General features: G+C 48.1%; 18 protein-coding genes. 16 read left to right on the top strand and 2 right to left on the bottom strand.

The genetic code is table 11. The features are described 5' to 3' along the window. Nucleotides 1-13: 13 nt before the first annotated feature. Nucleotides 14-190, bottom strand: coding sequence for a YkvS family protein (locus tag BM271_RS08815; protein WP_162487927.1), 177 nt, complete (start codon nucleotides 188-190; stop codon nucleotides 14-16). Nucleotides 191-389: 199 nt separating this feature from the next. After that, entirely contained in the window at nucleotides 390-980 is a 591-nt protein-coding gene (locus tag BM271_RS08810) for a sigma-70 family RNA polymerase sigma factor (protein ID WP_234960515.1), read from the bottom strand. A gap of 226 nt (nucleotides 981-1,206) precedes the next feature. On the opposite strand from BM271_RS08810, the gene BM271_RS08805 reads away from it, so the two are divergent. From BM271_RS08805 to BM271_RS08730, 16 genes are all read left to right on the top strand, one after another. After that, nucleotides 1,207-1,731 (top strand): competence protein ComK, encoded by a 525-nt coding sequence (locus tag BM271_RS08805; RefSeq protein ID WP_046789583.1) that lies wholly within the window; start codon nucleotides 1,207-1,209, stop codon nucleotides 1,729-1,731. Between the two features lie 112 nt (nucleotides 1,732-1,843). Further along, nucleotides 1,844-3,433, top strand: a complete 1,590-nt coding sequence (locus tag BM271_RS08800; RefSeq protein WP_046791427.1) for a hypothetical protein — start codon at nucleotides 1,844-1,846, stop codon at nucleotides 3,431-3,433. Then, nucleotides 3,423-4,223 (top strand): hypothetical protein, encoded by an 801-nt coding sequence (locus tag BM271_RS08795; RefSeq protein ID WP_046789584.1) that lies wholly within the window; start codon nucleotides 3,423-3,425, stop codon nucleotides 4,221-4,223. Before BM271_RS08800 ends, BM271_RS08795 begins: the two co-directional genes overlap by 11 nt. 113 nt (nucleotides 4,224-4,336) lie before the next feature. Beyond that, nucleotides 4,337-4,753: a MarR family winged helix-turn-helix transcriptional regulator gene (locus tag BM271_RS08790; RefSeq protein ID WP_046789585.1), complete on the top strand. Its 417-nt coding sequence runs from the start codon at nucleotides 4,337-4,339 to the stop codon at nucleotides 4,751-4,753. Between the two features lie 224 nt (nucleotides 4,754-4,977). Next, complete coding sequence (locus BM271_RS14085; protein WP_143544926.1) at nucleotides 4,978-5,211, top strand: hypothetical protein; 234 nt, start codon at nucleotides 4,978-4,980, stop codon at nucleotides 5,209-5,211. Nucleotides 5,212-5,312: 101 nt separating this feature from the next. Further along, nucleotides 5,313-5,537, top strand: a complete 225-nt coding sequence (gene relB / locus BM271_RS08780) for a type II toxin-antitoxin system RelB family antitoxin (protein ID WP_046789587.1) — start codon at nucleotides 5,313-5,315, stop codon at nucleotides 5,535-5,537. A gap of 1 nt (nucleotide 5,538) precedes the next feature. Next, entirely contained in the window at nucleotides 5,539-5,808 is a 270-nt protein-coding gene (locus BM271_RS08775; RefSeq protein ID WP_046789588.1) for a type II toxin-antitoxin system RelE family toxin, read from the top strand. A 485-nt stretch (nucleotides 5,809-6,293) separates the two neighbouring features. Continuing rightward, nucleotides 6,294-7,292 (top strand): acyltransferase family protein, encoded by a 999-nt coding sequence (locus tag BM271_RS08770; RefSeq protein ID WP_082103644.1) that lies wholly within the window; start codon nucleotides 6,294-6,296, stop codon nucleotides 7,290-7,292. 157 nt (nucleotides 7,293-7,449) lie between these two features. Next, a complete protein-coding gene (locus tag BM271_RS08765) occupies nucleotides 7,450-8,259 on the top strand; it encodes an ABC transporter permease (RefSeq protein ID WP_046789589.1) in 810 nt (269 codons plus the stop codon). A gap of 13 nt (nucleotides 8,260-8,272) precedes the next feature. Beyond that, nucleotides 8,273-9,424, top strand: coding sequence for a glycosyltransferase family 4 protein (locus tag BM271_RS08760; protein ID WP_046789590.1), 1,152 nt, complete (start codon nucleotides 8,273-8,275; stop codon nucleotides 9,422-9,424). Continuing rightward, nucleotides 9,411-9,800: a hypothetical protein gene (locus BM271_RS08755; protein WP_046789591.1), complete on the top strand. Its 390-nt coding sequence runs from the start codon at nucleotides 9,411-9,413 to the stop codon at nucleotides 9,798-9,800. Before BM271_RS08760 ends, BM271_RS08755 begins: the two co-directional genes overlap by 14 nt. Then, a complete protein-coding gene (locus BM271_RS08750) occupies nucleotides 9,784-10,407 on the top strand; it encodes a hypothetical protein (protein ID WP_046789592.1) in 624 nt (207 codons plus the stop codon). Before BM271_RS08755 ends, BM271_RS08750 begins: the two co-directional genes overlap by 17 nt. Then, nucleotides 10,408-12,486 (top strand): hypothetical protein, encoded by a 2,079-nt coding sequence (locus BM271_RS08745; protein ID WP_052749820.1) that lies wholly within the window; start codon nucleotides 10,408-10,410, stop codon nucleotides 12,484-12,486. A gap of 15 nt (nucleotides 12,487-12,501) precedes the next feature. Then, on the top strand, nucleotides 12,502-13,410 hold the full coding sequence (locus tag BM271_RS08740) for an ABC transporter ATP-binding protein (RefSeq protein WP_046789593.1): 909 nt from the start codon (nucleotides 12,502-12,504) through the stop codon (nucleotides 13,408-13,410). A gap of 123 nt (nucleotides 13,411-13,533) precedes the next feature. Then, nucleotides 13,534-13,743, top strand: coding sequence for a hypothetical protein (locus BM271_RS08735; protein WP_046789594.1), 210 nt, complete (start codon nucleotides 13,534-13,536; stop codon nucleotides 13,741-13,743). 7 nt (nucleotides 13,744-13,750) lie between these two features. Continuing rightward, nucleotides 13,751-15,919 (top strand): glycosyltransferase, encoded by a 2,169-nt coding sequence (locus BM271_RS08730; RefSeq protein ID WP_046789595.1) that lies wholly within the window; start codon nucleotides 13,751-13,753, stop codon nucleotides 15,917-15,919. The last annotated feature ends 10 nt before the right edge of the window (nucleotides 15,920-15,929 follow it).

The raw sequence follows: 15,929 nt of genomic DNA, 5'->3' as shown, positions 1-15,929 counted from the left end.
AAGAAAATATTAATTACTCTTCTATGATAGTGTAGCGCTTATGGTTGACTACTGTCTTTTCGAACATCTCATGCTCGTCGAAGTTATCGTTGATCGTGATGTCGACAATAACGGAATTGTCGTTCACTTTATCAACCTTTCCTTTCATACCATCAAATTCAACTATGTTGCCAACTTTAGCTGCAATGATTTCTTCTTCATCTTTTACATCTGCCATGCGTCATACCTCCACAACAATGATGTAAGACATTATACTACTTTTTGCGTCTTTTGTAATCAACATTCTGACGGATTTACAAAATAAATAGTAGCCACTTACACTTTGAGTTCGCAAAATCCAAACTACCGTGAGGATAAAAACCCCTCGCCGCATGATACCACACCGTCCTTTACCCGCGCAGCGCACCCAGTTTCGCACGGGCACTCTTCCGCCAGTTCTTCACGCTCGACACGCTGAATCCGGAGGCTGCTGCGATTTCGACAACGGTGTAGCCGTCAAGCGTCAGCAGCAGCCATTTCAGTTCACGGTCGTCGAGCGTCCCCAGCATATCGCGGAGCTCGGCACGAAGTTCGGTGTCCGCACCACATCCGCCGGCACTCTCGATCAGCAGGTCGTCCTCCGTTGCACTGACAGTGCTTGTATAGCGGGAGACCCGGCGGATTTCGTCGATCATCCGCTGATAGATTCGCGTATACACAAACTGGGATTCCGTTGCGCCGCGGGCGGCTATGTCGTCATAGGTGGACAGTGCATTGTACACAGCAAGCCTGCCGACCTGCATATAATCGTCCTGATCGAAGCGGATGCTGAGTCTGCCGATGATGCTCTGGATCATCGGTTCGTAATTTTCAATGCGTGTGTCGAATTCCGGATTTTCATTTCCGGTCTCCTCGACTAACTCCTCATTTTTTCTTCTACTATCAATCTTGCCGTCAAATTTCACATTTTCATTATCTTCTATTGCTTTGAAACGTGTCATCACAATCACCCTGTGATGTATCGATACATCTGAAAGTATTTCCGGATGCATCCATCATAGCCGCGGTCGGCACACAAAAACGAACGCAGCAGCAATCCAAAATAACACCTAACTCTCAATTAAGTTAACTATTTAAAATATTTTGTTAATAATGTGTTAAATAACTTTAAGTTGGGTTATAATAAATTCGAGTATAGGGTTAGACATAACGACATAGAGGTGAACCATGAATCTAGAAAATCCGTTGAACGCCGGCGTCTTCTACATCGAACCGGTGCAGCATCCCGAATTCCTCTGCCACATGGTGTATCAGAAAGGCCGCACCCTGCCATCCGCCAAACCGTCCGAAGCACTGATCGACACGCTTTTGCTCCATACATACGGCACAACCATCAAAGCACGCCGCACGCAGCTTAAAAAAGCACACGACATCCACAGGCTCGGTCCCATCATCATCGATGAACAGCTGCACTTCGTTTTATTCCCGATTACAGTGAACAGACAGAAAAATCCTTTCTGGGTGAATCTGCACCATTGCTTGAAGTTTACACCGGGAGACGCGCGCGACACATCCATCATCCATTTCAGCGACGGGTCACAAAAGCAGGTGGCGGCCGATTTCGCATTCTGCGAAAAGCAGTACGGCAAGGCGCTCGTCGTCGCGGACCGTTCACGGAAGATAAAGGCACAGAGCGCGATGTACCTGACTTCAAATTCATACAGCCTGCCGCTGCATCAGCGATATACATAGACCAAGTATTAATATCGTGTAAAAAATATTAAACTTTCTGTCAAATTGCGTGTAAACTCTTTCATTTTTCCGGCTTGTTTAGGATAATGGGAGCATGAACGGGGGAAGTGCGATGAAGATACTGACAGCCGGCGGCATCTATGTAAATACGGAACACGCGCGGCACATCGAACTTGCCGGCGGATTCAAAATAGCAGGCCTCGTCGGCAGCCATTCCCGTCACGACGTTTATATACATACGAATTTCAGCACTGAGGAAACGAAGATCACGTCAGCCGTCAAAAAGTCCCTCCGGTCACAGGGTGTGGATCCGCGCTATGCCGGCAAGGTGTCGGCAGCATACGGGCGCATTTCAAAAGAGGGTTTCGAGTCCGGCAGCAACCTGTATGAAACGGTGAAGGCTGACGTAAGGTTCCGCAAAAAACTCGAAGCTTTCGACCTGTTCATACTGACGACGGACATCGCCGAACGGGATTTCAGATGGCTGCTGGCATTTGCGAATAACCATCAGATCGAGACGCACGTCTTCACCTGCGGTGAATACAGTATCCGAAGCGGTGGTGATATGGTACATGTGCATCCACTTTACGACACAGAGGCAGAGGACGCGGAACGCACGCCGCACCCCGACTACCACGCCCGCATCGACACCATAAAGGATATACTGACAGCCGGCGGAGTAATCGAACGCGCACCTGTCGAGCGTACATTCACAGAACAGCCGAAGACGCCGCTGTATGACGCGGGGCGGTTCATCGCCCAGATTGCGGCACTTGCGGCAGCTGCGGCACTCATCATCGGCGGTGCGGTATTTCTGCTGCAGAAGCTCAGCGGTCCCGGAGAAGAGTACGAAACCGATATCGACTGGCAGGCGCCGGTTGATCACGGTGGCTGTGCCACAGTGGAAGAGTGCCGGGACCTTGGTGACCGGTACCTCAGGGAACTCGGGGAATACGTCGACATACAGGACGAGCCGCACGTCTTCATTGAAAACAGGAACCGCTATGACTACATCACCTACGCGGTCGATGATGATTTCGAGCTTGTAAATGCGGAGCATGAAAACGAGCTGCCGATAGGCACTGAGGAAGAGTTCATGGAAATCTGGGAACGGTTCACGGCAATCATTCCTGGTGAGCGGATCACTTCCGTCAGCCATTTCAATCTTTTTTCAGACGGGGAGGGCAATACGCTGGCCTATGTCGACATACAGCCGGAAGGGACGACGCTTGGGGTCGACATCCGGGACAATACGAACCGCGCGAGCCAGTACCGCACGCTCATCCATGAGTACGGGCATATCCATTCGCTGCCTGCAGAGGATTTCACCGAAGGGTGCGGGGGCACGGAGCTCGACTGTCTGAAGGATGGTACACTGATGGCGGAGTATACAGAGCGCTTCTGGAGCCAGTACGGTGAGAAATGGATTGAGAATAAATTCAAGTCGGATCCGGAAAAAGAGGCGTTCTTCAACAACAACGCCGGTGATTTCTATGTGCCTTACCAGGCACTGAACCCGAAAGAGGACTTTGCCGTGACGTTCGTCGCATTCATCACGGATCGGATACCGCAGGGGGAGGGACAGCTGAAAGATGTGAAAGTGCGTGCATTCTATGAAGATCCCGACCTTGTGGCACTCCGTGTGGATATACTGGAAAATCTTTTAGCATACGAAAAAGAGAGGGCATCAGATGAAGCTTAAAGTGAAGATCAAAGATACAGGGCTGACAATCGAAAAGATAAAGATTCCGTCTGACGCAACAGTGGAAACACTCATCAAAGAGCTGATCCAAAAAGACCTGATGAATACCAATTTCGCTGAAGGACTGACTGTCAAGGGGCACGGATCAGCTCCACTTGCCGCGCTCAGGCTGCAAAGTTTGTTTGCAGAGGACGGGAAAATGGAAATACACAATACGGATATGAAGATCACAGTGACACATAAGAAAGAGGAACAGAACACGCTTGCCGGCCAGAAACTCCTGGATTACTCGAAAGTCATACTGACGACGGGAAAACTCTGCGGGATGACTGAAGAAATATGCGTCAATGAGGGGACTTTATTCTATATTCAGCAGCACCATCAACAGTATCTGGTGCGGTGGGAGGATACGGGCATCGAGTTCTTCCATTTCAGGAACCAGTACGATGATGCGTTCCGGGAAGCGGACAGGGAGCCTTTCCTCAGGGTGGAACTGAAAACACGCGCGGCCCTGACACCTGAAGAGCTGAAATGGATCCGGTCCATCATGTTCCCTTCCCGGGAGAAGCGGAATCCGCTTATCCATATCGACAGGAATCTTCTCAGCCAGGAACTGCTCGATGACATCGCCATGCTCATCCACCGGCTCGTCGTCATCACTGGGAAGTTCAAAACCAATGAGGAAGCCCTGGACGGACGTGTTCATCATATGCCTGCATATGTCCAGGTCGGGGAACAGTGTTCGGTAGGATACATAACACGAGAACAGCTGGACGCAATTAGAGGGTAAATTGACTGAAATTTTTAAAAGATTTCGGATATAAGTGTTTTTTTGTGTATACAGGTTGTGTATAATGATAGTAGAGTTATCACTAGTAATAAGTAAAGAAAGTCGGGAAGCACATGGACGCTACTAATACGCGCAATGTATGCAGATACATTTATCTGCTGAACGCTAAAATTGACCATCTGGCGGAATTTGAAACAGAAGAAGGCACCCTTACAAGGGATCAATTGTACATCATAGAAATGATTGCCGAAGAGCCCGGCATCACACAGAAGACACTGGTGGAACGGTTCAAGAAGAAACAGACATCCGTTTCCCGTGCCATCACGAGGCTGATTGAGAGAGGCTTCCTGTTGAAAGAGCAGGATCCGAGTGATATGCGGGCAGCTCATTTGAATCTGACGAAGCTCGCTGCAAGATCATTGGACGAGCTTGAAGATTCAATATGCAGCTTGTCGGATGAGATTGTGGAGCAGCTGAATGAGGAAGAAAAAGAAGTTTTCATCAAAGCATTGAAAAAGATCCATCTATAATGCAGTACCCCGGGAATAAAATTCCCGGGATTTTTTTATTACTTTTACACAAAATTCATTTAATGTTGATTAATTTTAATTGTATTTTCATTCACTGGCGTTGCATAAATAGAGTCACGATGTTCAGATGCCAGCCTTTCTTGAAAAGTGACCAAAAAGCAGGTGTATGAATAAAGGAGACTGCCCATTTGGTGATGATTTCCAATTAGACTTGAGTGACATGTTTGTTTGCGTGTCAGGGAGCGGTTCTGCCTTTGATCTTCCGTCACCAGAGATGGACAGGCTGCCATAAAGCGGCCCGCAGGCAGCGGCTGATCTGCAGGAGTGTCCGTCTGCTGCCTGTCTCGATATCAGTGACATTTGCTTCGAGTGGCTATATCAGAGCACCTGTCCACAGATTGACGGATAAAGCGATTGGAATACGGTGTGCCCAGCTTGAAGAGAAAGAATTGATTTAACCTCTGACCAATGACTGGATACCCATTTGTCAGTTTCTTCTCTATTAAAAATGTGATACAATGTGTTACACAGTATAGGAAATCAGAAAGGATGACTGATGATGGGTACAATTACAGTGCGATTGAATGAAATGGAACAAAAAGTATTTGAGGAATACGCAAAAATGTACGATGTGCCTTTATCCACCCTTATGAAGCAGACGCTCGAAGAAAGAATAGAAGATGAATTGGATTTAGACGCGATTAAAGCGTATGAAAATCAGCTTGAGACCGATGATGTCACGGTTTATGAGCATGATGAAATGAAGAAAATGCTGGGTCTGTAACATGATGTATCGTGTGGTATACGAGAAAAAAGCCGTTAAGAGCCTGTCGAAAATTGACAAACGTCAGCAACGCATGATTGTCTCTTGGATTGAAAAGAATCTGCAAAACGCCACCAATCCGAAGCAACACGGGAAAGCATTGCAAGGTCAATTAAAGGATTACTGGCGCTACCGTGTCGGGAATTATCGAATCCTGGCAGATATTGACCAGGATGAAATCAAAATCATAATTGTTAATATTGGACATCGTAAAGATATTTATAAACCATAGCCGATCCCTTTAACTAGGAGATCGGTCTTTTTTTGACACCAGACCTCCATTTTCCTAAACCACCAGATATCCACTCCGTGCCGACTCCCCGGCGCGTCAAAGGTCTTTGTTGTCCGTTTCCGTCACCGTCAACCACAAATGAAAATGTTCCCCTTTTCTATGGGTTGTGGTGACTTCATTTATTATAGAGCTTGAAAATAGAACTCAGAAATTAAATTCCTGAGTTCTTTTAAAAATTTTTGTCGAGAATCACGAAAAGTAAGACAGCATAGGATTCCATGACATTGAACATGGAATCAGGATAAGATTTATCAAGTTAATATAGCAAGATGAATGTAGCGGTGAAAACAGATTTCAGATAAGCGATTGTAAAGATTGTGTAAAGGAGTGCGAATTGGCCGGATATCAAATGACAATCAAATATGAATAATGATAAAATTTATCAAGTTGAAAGTAATCGTACCGATATGAATATATCATCATAAATGAACGGAGTAATGATCATGGCAGGAAAACGGATAGAATGGCTGGATATCGCGAAGGCGCTCAGCATCATACTTGTTGTGCTCGGTCATGCGGGTCATGCTTATCTTGATGTTTATCTGGGCTGGTTCAGGATTCCTTTATTCTTCTTCCTATCCGGCATACTGTTCAAGCCGGTATGGATAAAGGACTTTTTCTCATGGGCCTGGGCAAAGGTGCGTCGCTTGATGCTTCCCTATTTCATGTACGGCATACTGATTTTCGTCGTCTTCAATTTACATAATCTAGATATGATATTCGGGCACATCGCAACGCTTTTCTACGGCGGCAGGGTGCTGCAGGGGCCGTACGGTGTGTTCTGGTTCATAACGGTTCTGCTGCTGACCCAGATTCTACTCGGACTCCTGAGCCCGCTCAGGAAACGGGTGCAGATTTTCATCATCCTGGCACTCTTCACAGCGGGGCATATCCCTGTCCTTGCATCATTCGATTTCTTCTGGAACATGGATGTCGTGCTTGTGGCGGTATTCTACTACTCGCTCGGGTACTTTGGCAGGAATTTCATCGTAAAATACAACAATTCACTTCCGCTGGCGGCCGGCTCAGCTATGATCGCGATCTTTTTCATCGTGCTCAATGCGAATGGCTTCATGGACCATTATCTGAATCTGAAGATGACCCGTCTGAACAACGTGTTCATGGATATCATCATTCCGCTCACGTTCTTCATGCCGGTCATCTACCTCAGCACACTGCTGACACACTACAGGATCAAAAGTATTCTGGAAGTGGTGGGCAGATACTCGATCGTCATCATGTACCTGCATCTGCCGGTGAACATATTCTTCAGAACAGTGCTCGATTATGACGTGACCACGTTCGAGTTCACTTTCTTCGGGGTGGCGATTCCGGTCATGATCGGCGCTTTGATGTCACGCTCGAGAATCACGAAAAAACTGCTTCTCGGTCAGAACACCGGAATTCCAAAAACTGCGGGCTGAAGTGGAGAAATGCGCTTCTGTCCGCTTTTTTACTTTACTGCGTTATCATATGACACCCGCAGGCATTCGTTCTATAATAGAATAGTTAGTGAAACAGACAGGAAATTGTTAAAATCAAATTTCAGAATAAAATATCTTTAGGCTTAGAGGGAATAGAATGAACCATGTAATCAAACTCTTAAATGAACAATACAGGAATCTCCATCTGATATGGAAGCTTTCCCTGTACAACATCAAAAGTGAATACTCGAACCATTATCTCGGCCTGTTCTGGAATATCCTCCAGCCGCTGATGCAGGCTGCCATCTACTATATGATATTCGGGCTCGGACTCCGCGGGGCGACGGCACCGGATGCGGAGATTCCGTTCATCATCTATCTGATTTCGGGCCTTTTCCCGTGGCTGTTCATTTCCCAGGCGATCAACATTGGTTCAAATTCGATATATGCCCAGCTGGGGCTTGTGACGAAGATGCGGTTCCCGTCGAGTGTCCTGCTGTCGATTTCGTTTACGAACAGCCTGATCAACCTGTTCTTCATGACGGTCATCATCGGCCTGATCTCTTTATTCAACCAGTACAGCAATCCAATCTACTTCCTGGGGCTCGTCTACTTCCTGGTTGCGTCATTCGCACTGATCTTTGCGATTACGCTCGTGATGAGCACGCTGATCATACTGGTACGGGACTTCAGGAACGTCCTGCAGAACTTCATCCGCATGGGATTCTTCCTGACACCGATCTTCTGGCAGGCAGGGGAGCGCGGCGGACTGCTCCAGATGGTCTCCGATCTGAATCCGTTTGCCTATCTGGTCCAGACTTTCCGTAATGCGCTGATCTACGGCGACGGATTTTTATACGGTGACGGCATAGATCATCTGTATTTCTGGAGCATTACTGTATTCCTGCTCATGATTGGAAGTTATCTCCACATGAAATTCAGATATAAACTGATCGATTACTTGTAAAGGTGGTATTTTAATGCAGAAGTATCTGCTGGTCTGCAATGCATATCCGACGGTGGAGAAAGTCTACGCCAACGGATTCCTCCACAGGCGCGTCAAGTCCTATCAGAAAGCGGGACTCGATGTGGATGTCATCGTGATCACGACCAAAGTCCTGAAAGATAAATTTTATGACGGTGTACATATCAAGTACATGGATGAATATCAAATTGCATCGCACTTGAAAGATAATGAGTACGGAACGGCACTGTTCCATTTTATAAATCCGAAAATGTTCCACGGCATAAAGGAGCTGCCCGAAGAAGCGCGCCCGAACATCGTCGTCTGGCTGCACGGGTTCGAAGCAGAGGCTTGGCACCGGAGATACTACAACTTCCTCGATGACATCAAGAAGCTGGATGCACAGCTCGAGAAGAAGGATACCGTGTTTGAAACACAGCGGGAATTCCTGCGTGAGATCATGACGAGTGATGCCTACAATATAAAATTCGTCTACGTTTCAAAAGAGTTCAAGGAGCTGTATGCCGACCCCTATACAGGCGTCGTGCCGGAGCGGTACTACATCATCCCGAACATAGTGGACGAGGAGCTATTCCCATACCGCAGGAAGGAAAGGCGCGACCGGCTCTCGATATGCAGCATCAGGCCGTATACCGCACGGAACTATGCGAATGACCTGACCGCCGACTTCATACAGAAGATCAGCAAAAAGCGTTATTTCAAAAAGCTGACATTCAATCTCTACGGCGATGGTCCTTTATTCAATAAAATAAACCAGCCGCTGAAAAAGTATGACAATGTCCATCTGCATAAGAGATTCGTCCCGCAGAATGAAATCCCGGAGATCCACCGCGCACACGGTGTATTCCTCGGACCGTCGAGGCATGATTCACAGGGTGTATCGATCGGCGAAGCGATGAGCAGCGGCCTTGTGCCGGTATCGAACGCCATCGGCGGCATCCCGGAGTTCGTCGAGCACGGCAGGACGGGCATGCTCGCCACAAGGGATGACGTGGACGAAATGGTGGCCCACTACGACAAATTGTACAAGGATCCAAAGAAATATTTGGAAATGTCCGAGGCGGCGTCAGTCAGCATCCAACAGCAGGCGGGGCTCGATACAGTGATTAAAAAGGAACTGGAGGTGATTACAAGTGGCTGGAGTTAACTGGGAAAAAGCATATCATGATCTGGAAAGCCATATCGGGCAAATTATGAAAGAGACGAGTGAACTTGTAAATAATGCATCCCCAAAGCTTCGCATCAACGATGTCCATACGGAAGATAAAGGGGGCGTGCTGCAGGTGATCATAGATGCGACCGGTCACAAAATGACCTATGCAGTCTACCTGGTCGACCGCACCGGGAAGACTGAAACGCTCAAACTGCCGTACCAGCTGTCCAACACTTTCAATCTGGATGTCCCGGCAGGCAGGTATACTGTCCAGGGGTTCGCGCGCCAGCATGAAAACGACCTTGATATCGTTTCGGAAAAAGTGAGTGTCAATTTTAAGAAGGTGATGCAAAATGAGCAGACTGATTAAAGTGACGGACCTCGATTCCAGAGACACCCGTCATATCCTGGAAGTGGATGCGCCGGATACGTTCAAAAGGGACCTTGAGGCAGCGCTCAGTGAAGAGGGGCAGATCCATATCGATGTGGATGTGCTACGCGATACAGAAATCGTGCAGATCGCGCAAGAAATTCCGCCGGAAAACCGGGACCGCGTCCAATTGATATTCAGCCCCGAAATACTGACAGAAGCACTGATCGACAGGCTCGAAGTCAGTGATATCGCGGTTGAAGCGGGAAAGTTCATCCTCACGCCGGGGGAAAAGAACGCGGCGGCTGGCGCACGTTTCCGCACACTCAGGCACAATATGAAACTTAAGAATAAGACGTACGAAATGGAAATCATAGAAAGCCTGCTGACGGATGCGAGTGCAGAGACACAGAAATACCAGGAGCTGAAATCCCGGTATGACAACCTGAAAGCAGCAGCCAGCGTCAAGCAGGATGCAGACCTTGAAGAACGTTACCTGAACGTGATGGACAAGTACAAGCAGGCACTCGAGCGGCTTGACCGTCTGAGGAAATCCAAACTCGGCCGGCTGCAGATGGCGTATTGGAATAGAAAGGGGAAACATTAGATGAAGATTGATTTCAAGATCAACATGCAGGATGTGAACTCTGACTATATCAATAAGGAAATAGAGCAGTTCGGCGCCGGACATGAACCCGGTGTTTCCGTAATCCAGGCGGTGGACGTGTGGCATGAGAGTGTCGTACACAATATCGGACAGGTCGCGTCCAATACACAGCTCATCGTCGCTACAACGGATGAAGCGGTATATGAGAGAATCCCCGAAGGGGAGAACCTCCTTGCCGTCAGAGGGACGGTTGAGGATGCGAAACTCTATGTGAAATTCTCGCACTTCATCATACTCGCGGCACACCAGAAGATCGATGTTGACAACTATGATTTCTCCTGGCAGAAGCAGGATGTCATATTATGCGGCTTTGAAGAAGCGCGCGGAGTCGACAGCAGAATCTACAAGCATTTCTACGACACATTCGATCATCTGGAAGAAGCAGGATCCGGTTACGGACTCTATGATAAACTCGTCAAGGAGAACACGGTCCTCCTGCCATCCGCAAAGCTGTTCGTCCATGAATTCAGCGGAAGCCTGAATTTGCGCATGAACATATGGCTGCAGCAGCTTCTGGCCATCGCCTCGCTCAGAGGAGAACTTAAAAAATCCGAATCAGTAACAGTCTGTAAAGAGCTCGACAGAGGATTTCCGGAGTCGGCGGAAGAACTGCTCATCATGATCAGCCGCATAGACGCACAGCTCCAGAAGAGATACGATTCCCGTCTCACAGATATGCTGAACCATTTCAACAAGCAGCTTACGGTGCCGCTTAAAAACAAGCTGGACCGCGGTGAGCTGGAAAAAGAGACGCTCATCAGCGACATGAAAAAACTGGGCATCAAAAATATCTTCTACAAGGCGCTCAACAAAGGAGACGCCAAAAAGCTGGTGCTCGCGTACTGCTTCCCGCCGTACAATGATACGAGCGGCAACGTCATGGCCAAAAGGATCCATGAGTCGGGGGAGATTGTCGATATCATCTCCAACAACATGGACCGCATCCGGACAAAAGACGAAAAACTGCTGAATCTGGTTTCCGAACTGCTGGATTCGCAGATCATGCTGGACGGGCCTCAGGCATTCAGCAGCTGGGGCAGCATAGAAAGCTATATGCATAACGGATATCAGCAGTTCCTGAACCACCGCTCGAAGTACGAAGAAATTTATTCACGGGCGATGTTTACGCAGTCTCATTTCCTCGGCTACGAGATCAAGAAGAACAATCCGGAGCTGAAATGGGTCGCGGAGTTTTCAGATCCGCTCCATAAGGACGTGAACGCCGAAATGCGGTATGCACCGGTGGAGGACGACGACTACATCGGACAGCTGAAAGCGGACCTGGATCCGAAATACCATGCGCTGATTAATGACAATGTATTCAACCTGTGCGAAGTGCTGCCGTTCATCTATGCGGATGAACTGATATTCACAAACACGCATCAGCTGCAGTATATGATCGAGCGGTTTGATTCCGATCTCCGGGAACTGGTGCTTGCCAAGGCGACAGTCAGCCAGCATCCGACACCGCCGAAGCCCATGTACAGTCTGGTGCAGTCCTACTACAAGCTGGACGCAACGGCCATCAACCTGGCATACTTCGGCAACTTCTATGATACACGCGGTTTCAGGCAGATCGAACTCGTGGCCAAACAGCTGTATGATCAGAACATCAACAACTTCAGAATCCATGTATTCACGAACCTGCGGGGCAATACGATGCGGTTTTACAACGGCAGTGATTTTAAAGACTACATCACGCTCAATCCATACGTCTCGTACTTCGAGTTCCTGAATCTGGCCGAACGTTTGGATATACTGATGATCTTCGATGCGGAGACGGTCGGCATCAAGCCTTATAATCCGTATGTGCCGTCGAAGCTCAGTGACTACCGCGGCAGCTCGAGCTTCGTCTGGGCGTTCACCGAACCCGGCAGCATACTGGATGCTACGGTGGAGGAACGGATCGCAATCACACGCCAGCATGAATACCACGAGTACGTGCCGACATTCAAAACGCTTGCCGGCCGGCTGAATAAAGATCTATACAGAGCGGACATGATTACATGCTCTAAATAATTTGGATGTGAGAATATGGAATATAAAGTACGTGTACACAACGTATCGAAAGTCTACAATGTGACCAAGAACAAGAAGAAGTTATGGAATATGATTGTGCCGTTCATGGAGAAGAAGACGGAGTACTATCAGGCACTGAGAGCCGTCTCATTCGATGTTGAGCCCGGCGATTCCGTCGGCATCGTCGGACTTAACGGCTCCGGCAAATCCACATTGTCCAATCTTCTCGGCGGAGTATCCGAACCGTCCACCGGCAGCATCGAAGTGAACGGCGAGGCCTCCCTCATCGCGATTTCCGCCGGCCTCAACATGGAACTCACCGGCAGGGAGAACATCCGCATGAAATGCCTGATGCACGGCATGAGCGAGCGTGAAATCGATGAGAAGTATGACGACATCGTCGAATTCAGCGAGCTTGAAGATTTCATGAACCAGCCGATAAAGAACTACTCGAGCGGCATGCAGTCGCGTCTCGGTTTCTCCATCGCCGTCCACACCAATCCGGACGTGCTGATCGTGGATGAGGCACTCTCCGTCGGAGACGATACTTTTGCGAATAAATGCATCAAAAGGATGGAGGAGTTCCGCGCGGAAGGCAAGACGATCTTCTTCGTCAGCCACTCCATCGGACAGATCCAGAAGATGTGCAACAAGGCACTCTGGATCCATTACGGAGAAGTGCGGGAATACGGCAGCTGTATCCCGGTCGTCGGCCTTTATGCCAGATTCGTCCGTGGCTATAACCAGAAGCCAAAGCATATCCAGCAGAGATATAAGAAGGCGATGACGGAAGGCCAGCGGATATTCGAGTTTGAAACACTCAAGGACGATACTAAATTCGGCATCGGGAACAGCATCCTGCTCGGCGGTGTGACGATTGCGATGGCCGTTGCTGCATATTTCCAGGTCATCGGGCATCTTTAAACAAAATATTGCATAATTTCTTGAAATTGCCGGTGTATTTTAATTAAATATTAATGTTCGTATATTATACTGTAGTAGCAATATGGCACAGGTATGCCTAAAAAAGGATGGAAGTGAGTCAATATGGACCAGTTGAGTTATGAAGAGTTGAAAAAAATTGCCCTCGAGAGCCTGGAGCAGGAGGAACGTGTACTCAGCGAGTTCAAAATAATTGACCAGGAAATGTCGGCACTCAAAAATGATAACGCCCGGCTCTCCCGCGAGCTCCAGAAATATAAAGAGTTCCTCCCGATAAAAGCCGCCTTAAAAGCAAAAAAGATGATGAAGAAGTAGGGATAAAATGTCTGAACTTAAAATTCGCAAGAGATTGCAGGAAATTGAAGAGATCAAGAAGCACATCACTTTGGGGAAGAAACCGTCCAAACAGCCTGAAATTCATGAATTTCCTCTATCTGAAGGCATCAGTGTCATCATCCCTGTCCATCGTGGTGAGGAGTACATCGAACGGCTGATTTCCTCACTGGAAGAGCAGACCCTGGACAAAGACCAGTTTGAGGTCATCATCATATTCAACGGCGAGTACGCCCGGACCGAAGAGATATTCACCGCTTTGGAAAAAGAAAAAAACTACAGAGTGCTCTATACAGAGCAGGGTGTGAGCAGGGCGAGAAACGAAGGGATAAGGAATGCATCCTACTCCAATATCGCCTTCCTCGATTCCGACGACACGCTGTCGGAGGATTATCTGGAGCATTCACTCTCGGAATGCGAGCCGTTTACCATACTGCTCAACAGACTCTATGATGTGAGAGGTCAGAAGAGCGACGGCGGTTCCAACCATATCAACCGGGAGCTGTCCAAACAGGGAACATATCCCGAGAGCTATTACAGCGTCGTCAAAAACCTTTCGCTGAACGGCGGCAAAGTCCTCCCGACACATCTGCTGAAAAGGACGAAGTTCGACGAGACGCTCAACAACGGTGAGGATGTGCTGCTCTATATGCAGCTCATCTCCGAGCACAAGCCCATCGTCAAAGTGAATCCGAATGAAGCAATCTACTACAGGCATATGGTGGACAATTCACTTTCCCGGACGAAATCCAATTATGAGTTCAGCATCACGGACCGTGTCAAAGTGCTTGAAAAACTGCAGGACATATTGAAAGTGGAGGATGATGAAGAGGTGCGGACGCTCATCATTGACCGTATGCGTGCCCAGGCCGGCTTCATGAACAGATACTTGAAAGAGCATATGGAGGACTATGGCCAGGTCGCTTCCGAAGTGGCGCACTTCACCGATGAATACTTCCCGTATGCGCGCATGAACGAGGATCTGGCGAAGCGGCTCTACATCAGCTACTGTTTTCCGCCGTATTCCGATACGAGCGGCATCGTCATGGCGAAAAGGATCGTCGAAGCGGGCGTGCCGTGTGACGTCATCCACAACAATATGTACGACGTCAGGAACATGGATCTGACACTCGAACGCCTGGCGGAGCCGTATATCGCAAACCGCAGGGAGATCAATACGACGTCCTCCTTCACCAACAGCAAATACATCGGTCTGTTCGTCGAACGGTCGATGGAGAAGCTCGATATCTACAAATATAATGAAATATACTCGAGAGCACTGTGGCCGGCTTCCCACGTCCTTGCCTACGAGATATTCAAGGAGAGCAGGAACATCAAATGGATTGCGGAGTTCTCTGATCCACTGTACAGGGATATAAAGAACAATATCCGCCAGTCTCCTTTCTATACGAAAAAGGACATCAAGGAGATACGTAAGCATACCGCATCCAACTACCAGAAATATCTGGATGAAAATCTGTTCAATATGACAGAAGTCATTCCGTTCCTATTCGCCGAAGAACTGGTCTTCACAAATGAACGGCAGCTGGAAGCGATGATTGAACGCTTCGATGAGGATTTCAAAGAAATGGTGAGAAGAAAATCAGCCATTGCCAAACATCCGACTCTGGATGCGGCATACTACAGCTTCCAGAAGAACTATGTGGAGCTGGATAAGGATAAGATCAACATCGGCTATTTCGGAAACTTTTACGAAACGAGGAACGCCGAAGAAATCATGAACATCGCGGGCATCATCAAAGCGGACGGACTTGATGTAAAGATTCATGTATTCACGAACAGCACCCGGCAGGTGAAAAGCCAGATCTATTCGAACGGCCTGAAAGATGTCGTGGAAGTGAACCCTTACCTCAGATATTTCGAATTCCTGAGTGCCTCAAAATCATTCGACTACCTCATGCTGAGCGATGCCCGCACAAGCGAATATAAGAGACGTAATCCTTACCTGCCGTCGAAGTTCAGCGATTACACCGGCTCCGGGACAAACATATGGATCCAGTATGAAGAGGGCAGCACACTCGAAGAAATAAGCAGAGAAGAGCCGGACAGGATCATTTCCAACGCATTGAATGATCTTGATAAAATCCGGGAAAACCTGCATCTCATCACAAAAAAACAGGAGAATCCAGTTTCTTAATTGGATTCTC

Origin of the sequence: Salinicoccus halodurans (assembly GCF_900114445.1) — a bacterium.
GTDB classification, from domain to species: domain Bacteria; phylum Bacillota; class Bacilli; order Staphylococcales; family Salinicoccaceae; genus Salinicoccus; species Salinicoccus halodurans.
The sequence above is the reverse complement of the archived record's forward strand: the minus strand, read 5'-3'. Positions and strand labels throughout refer to the sequence as shown.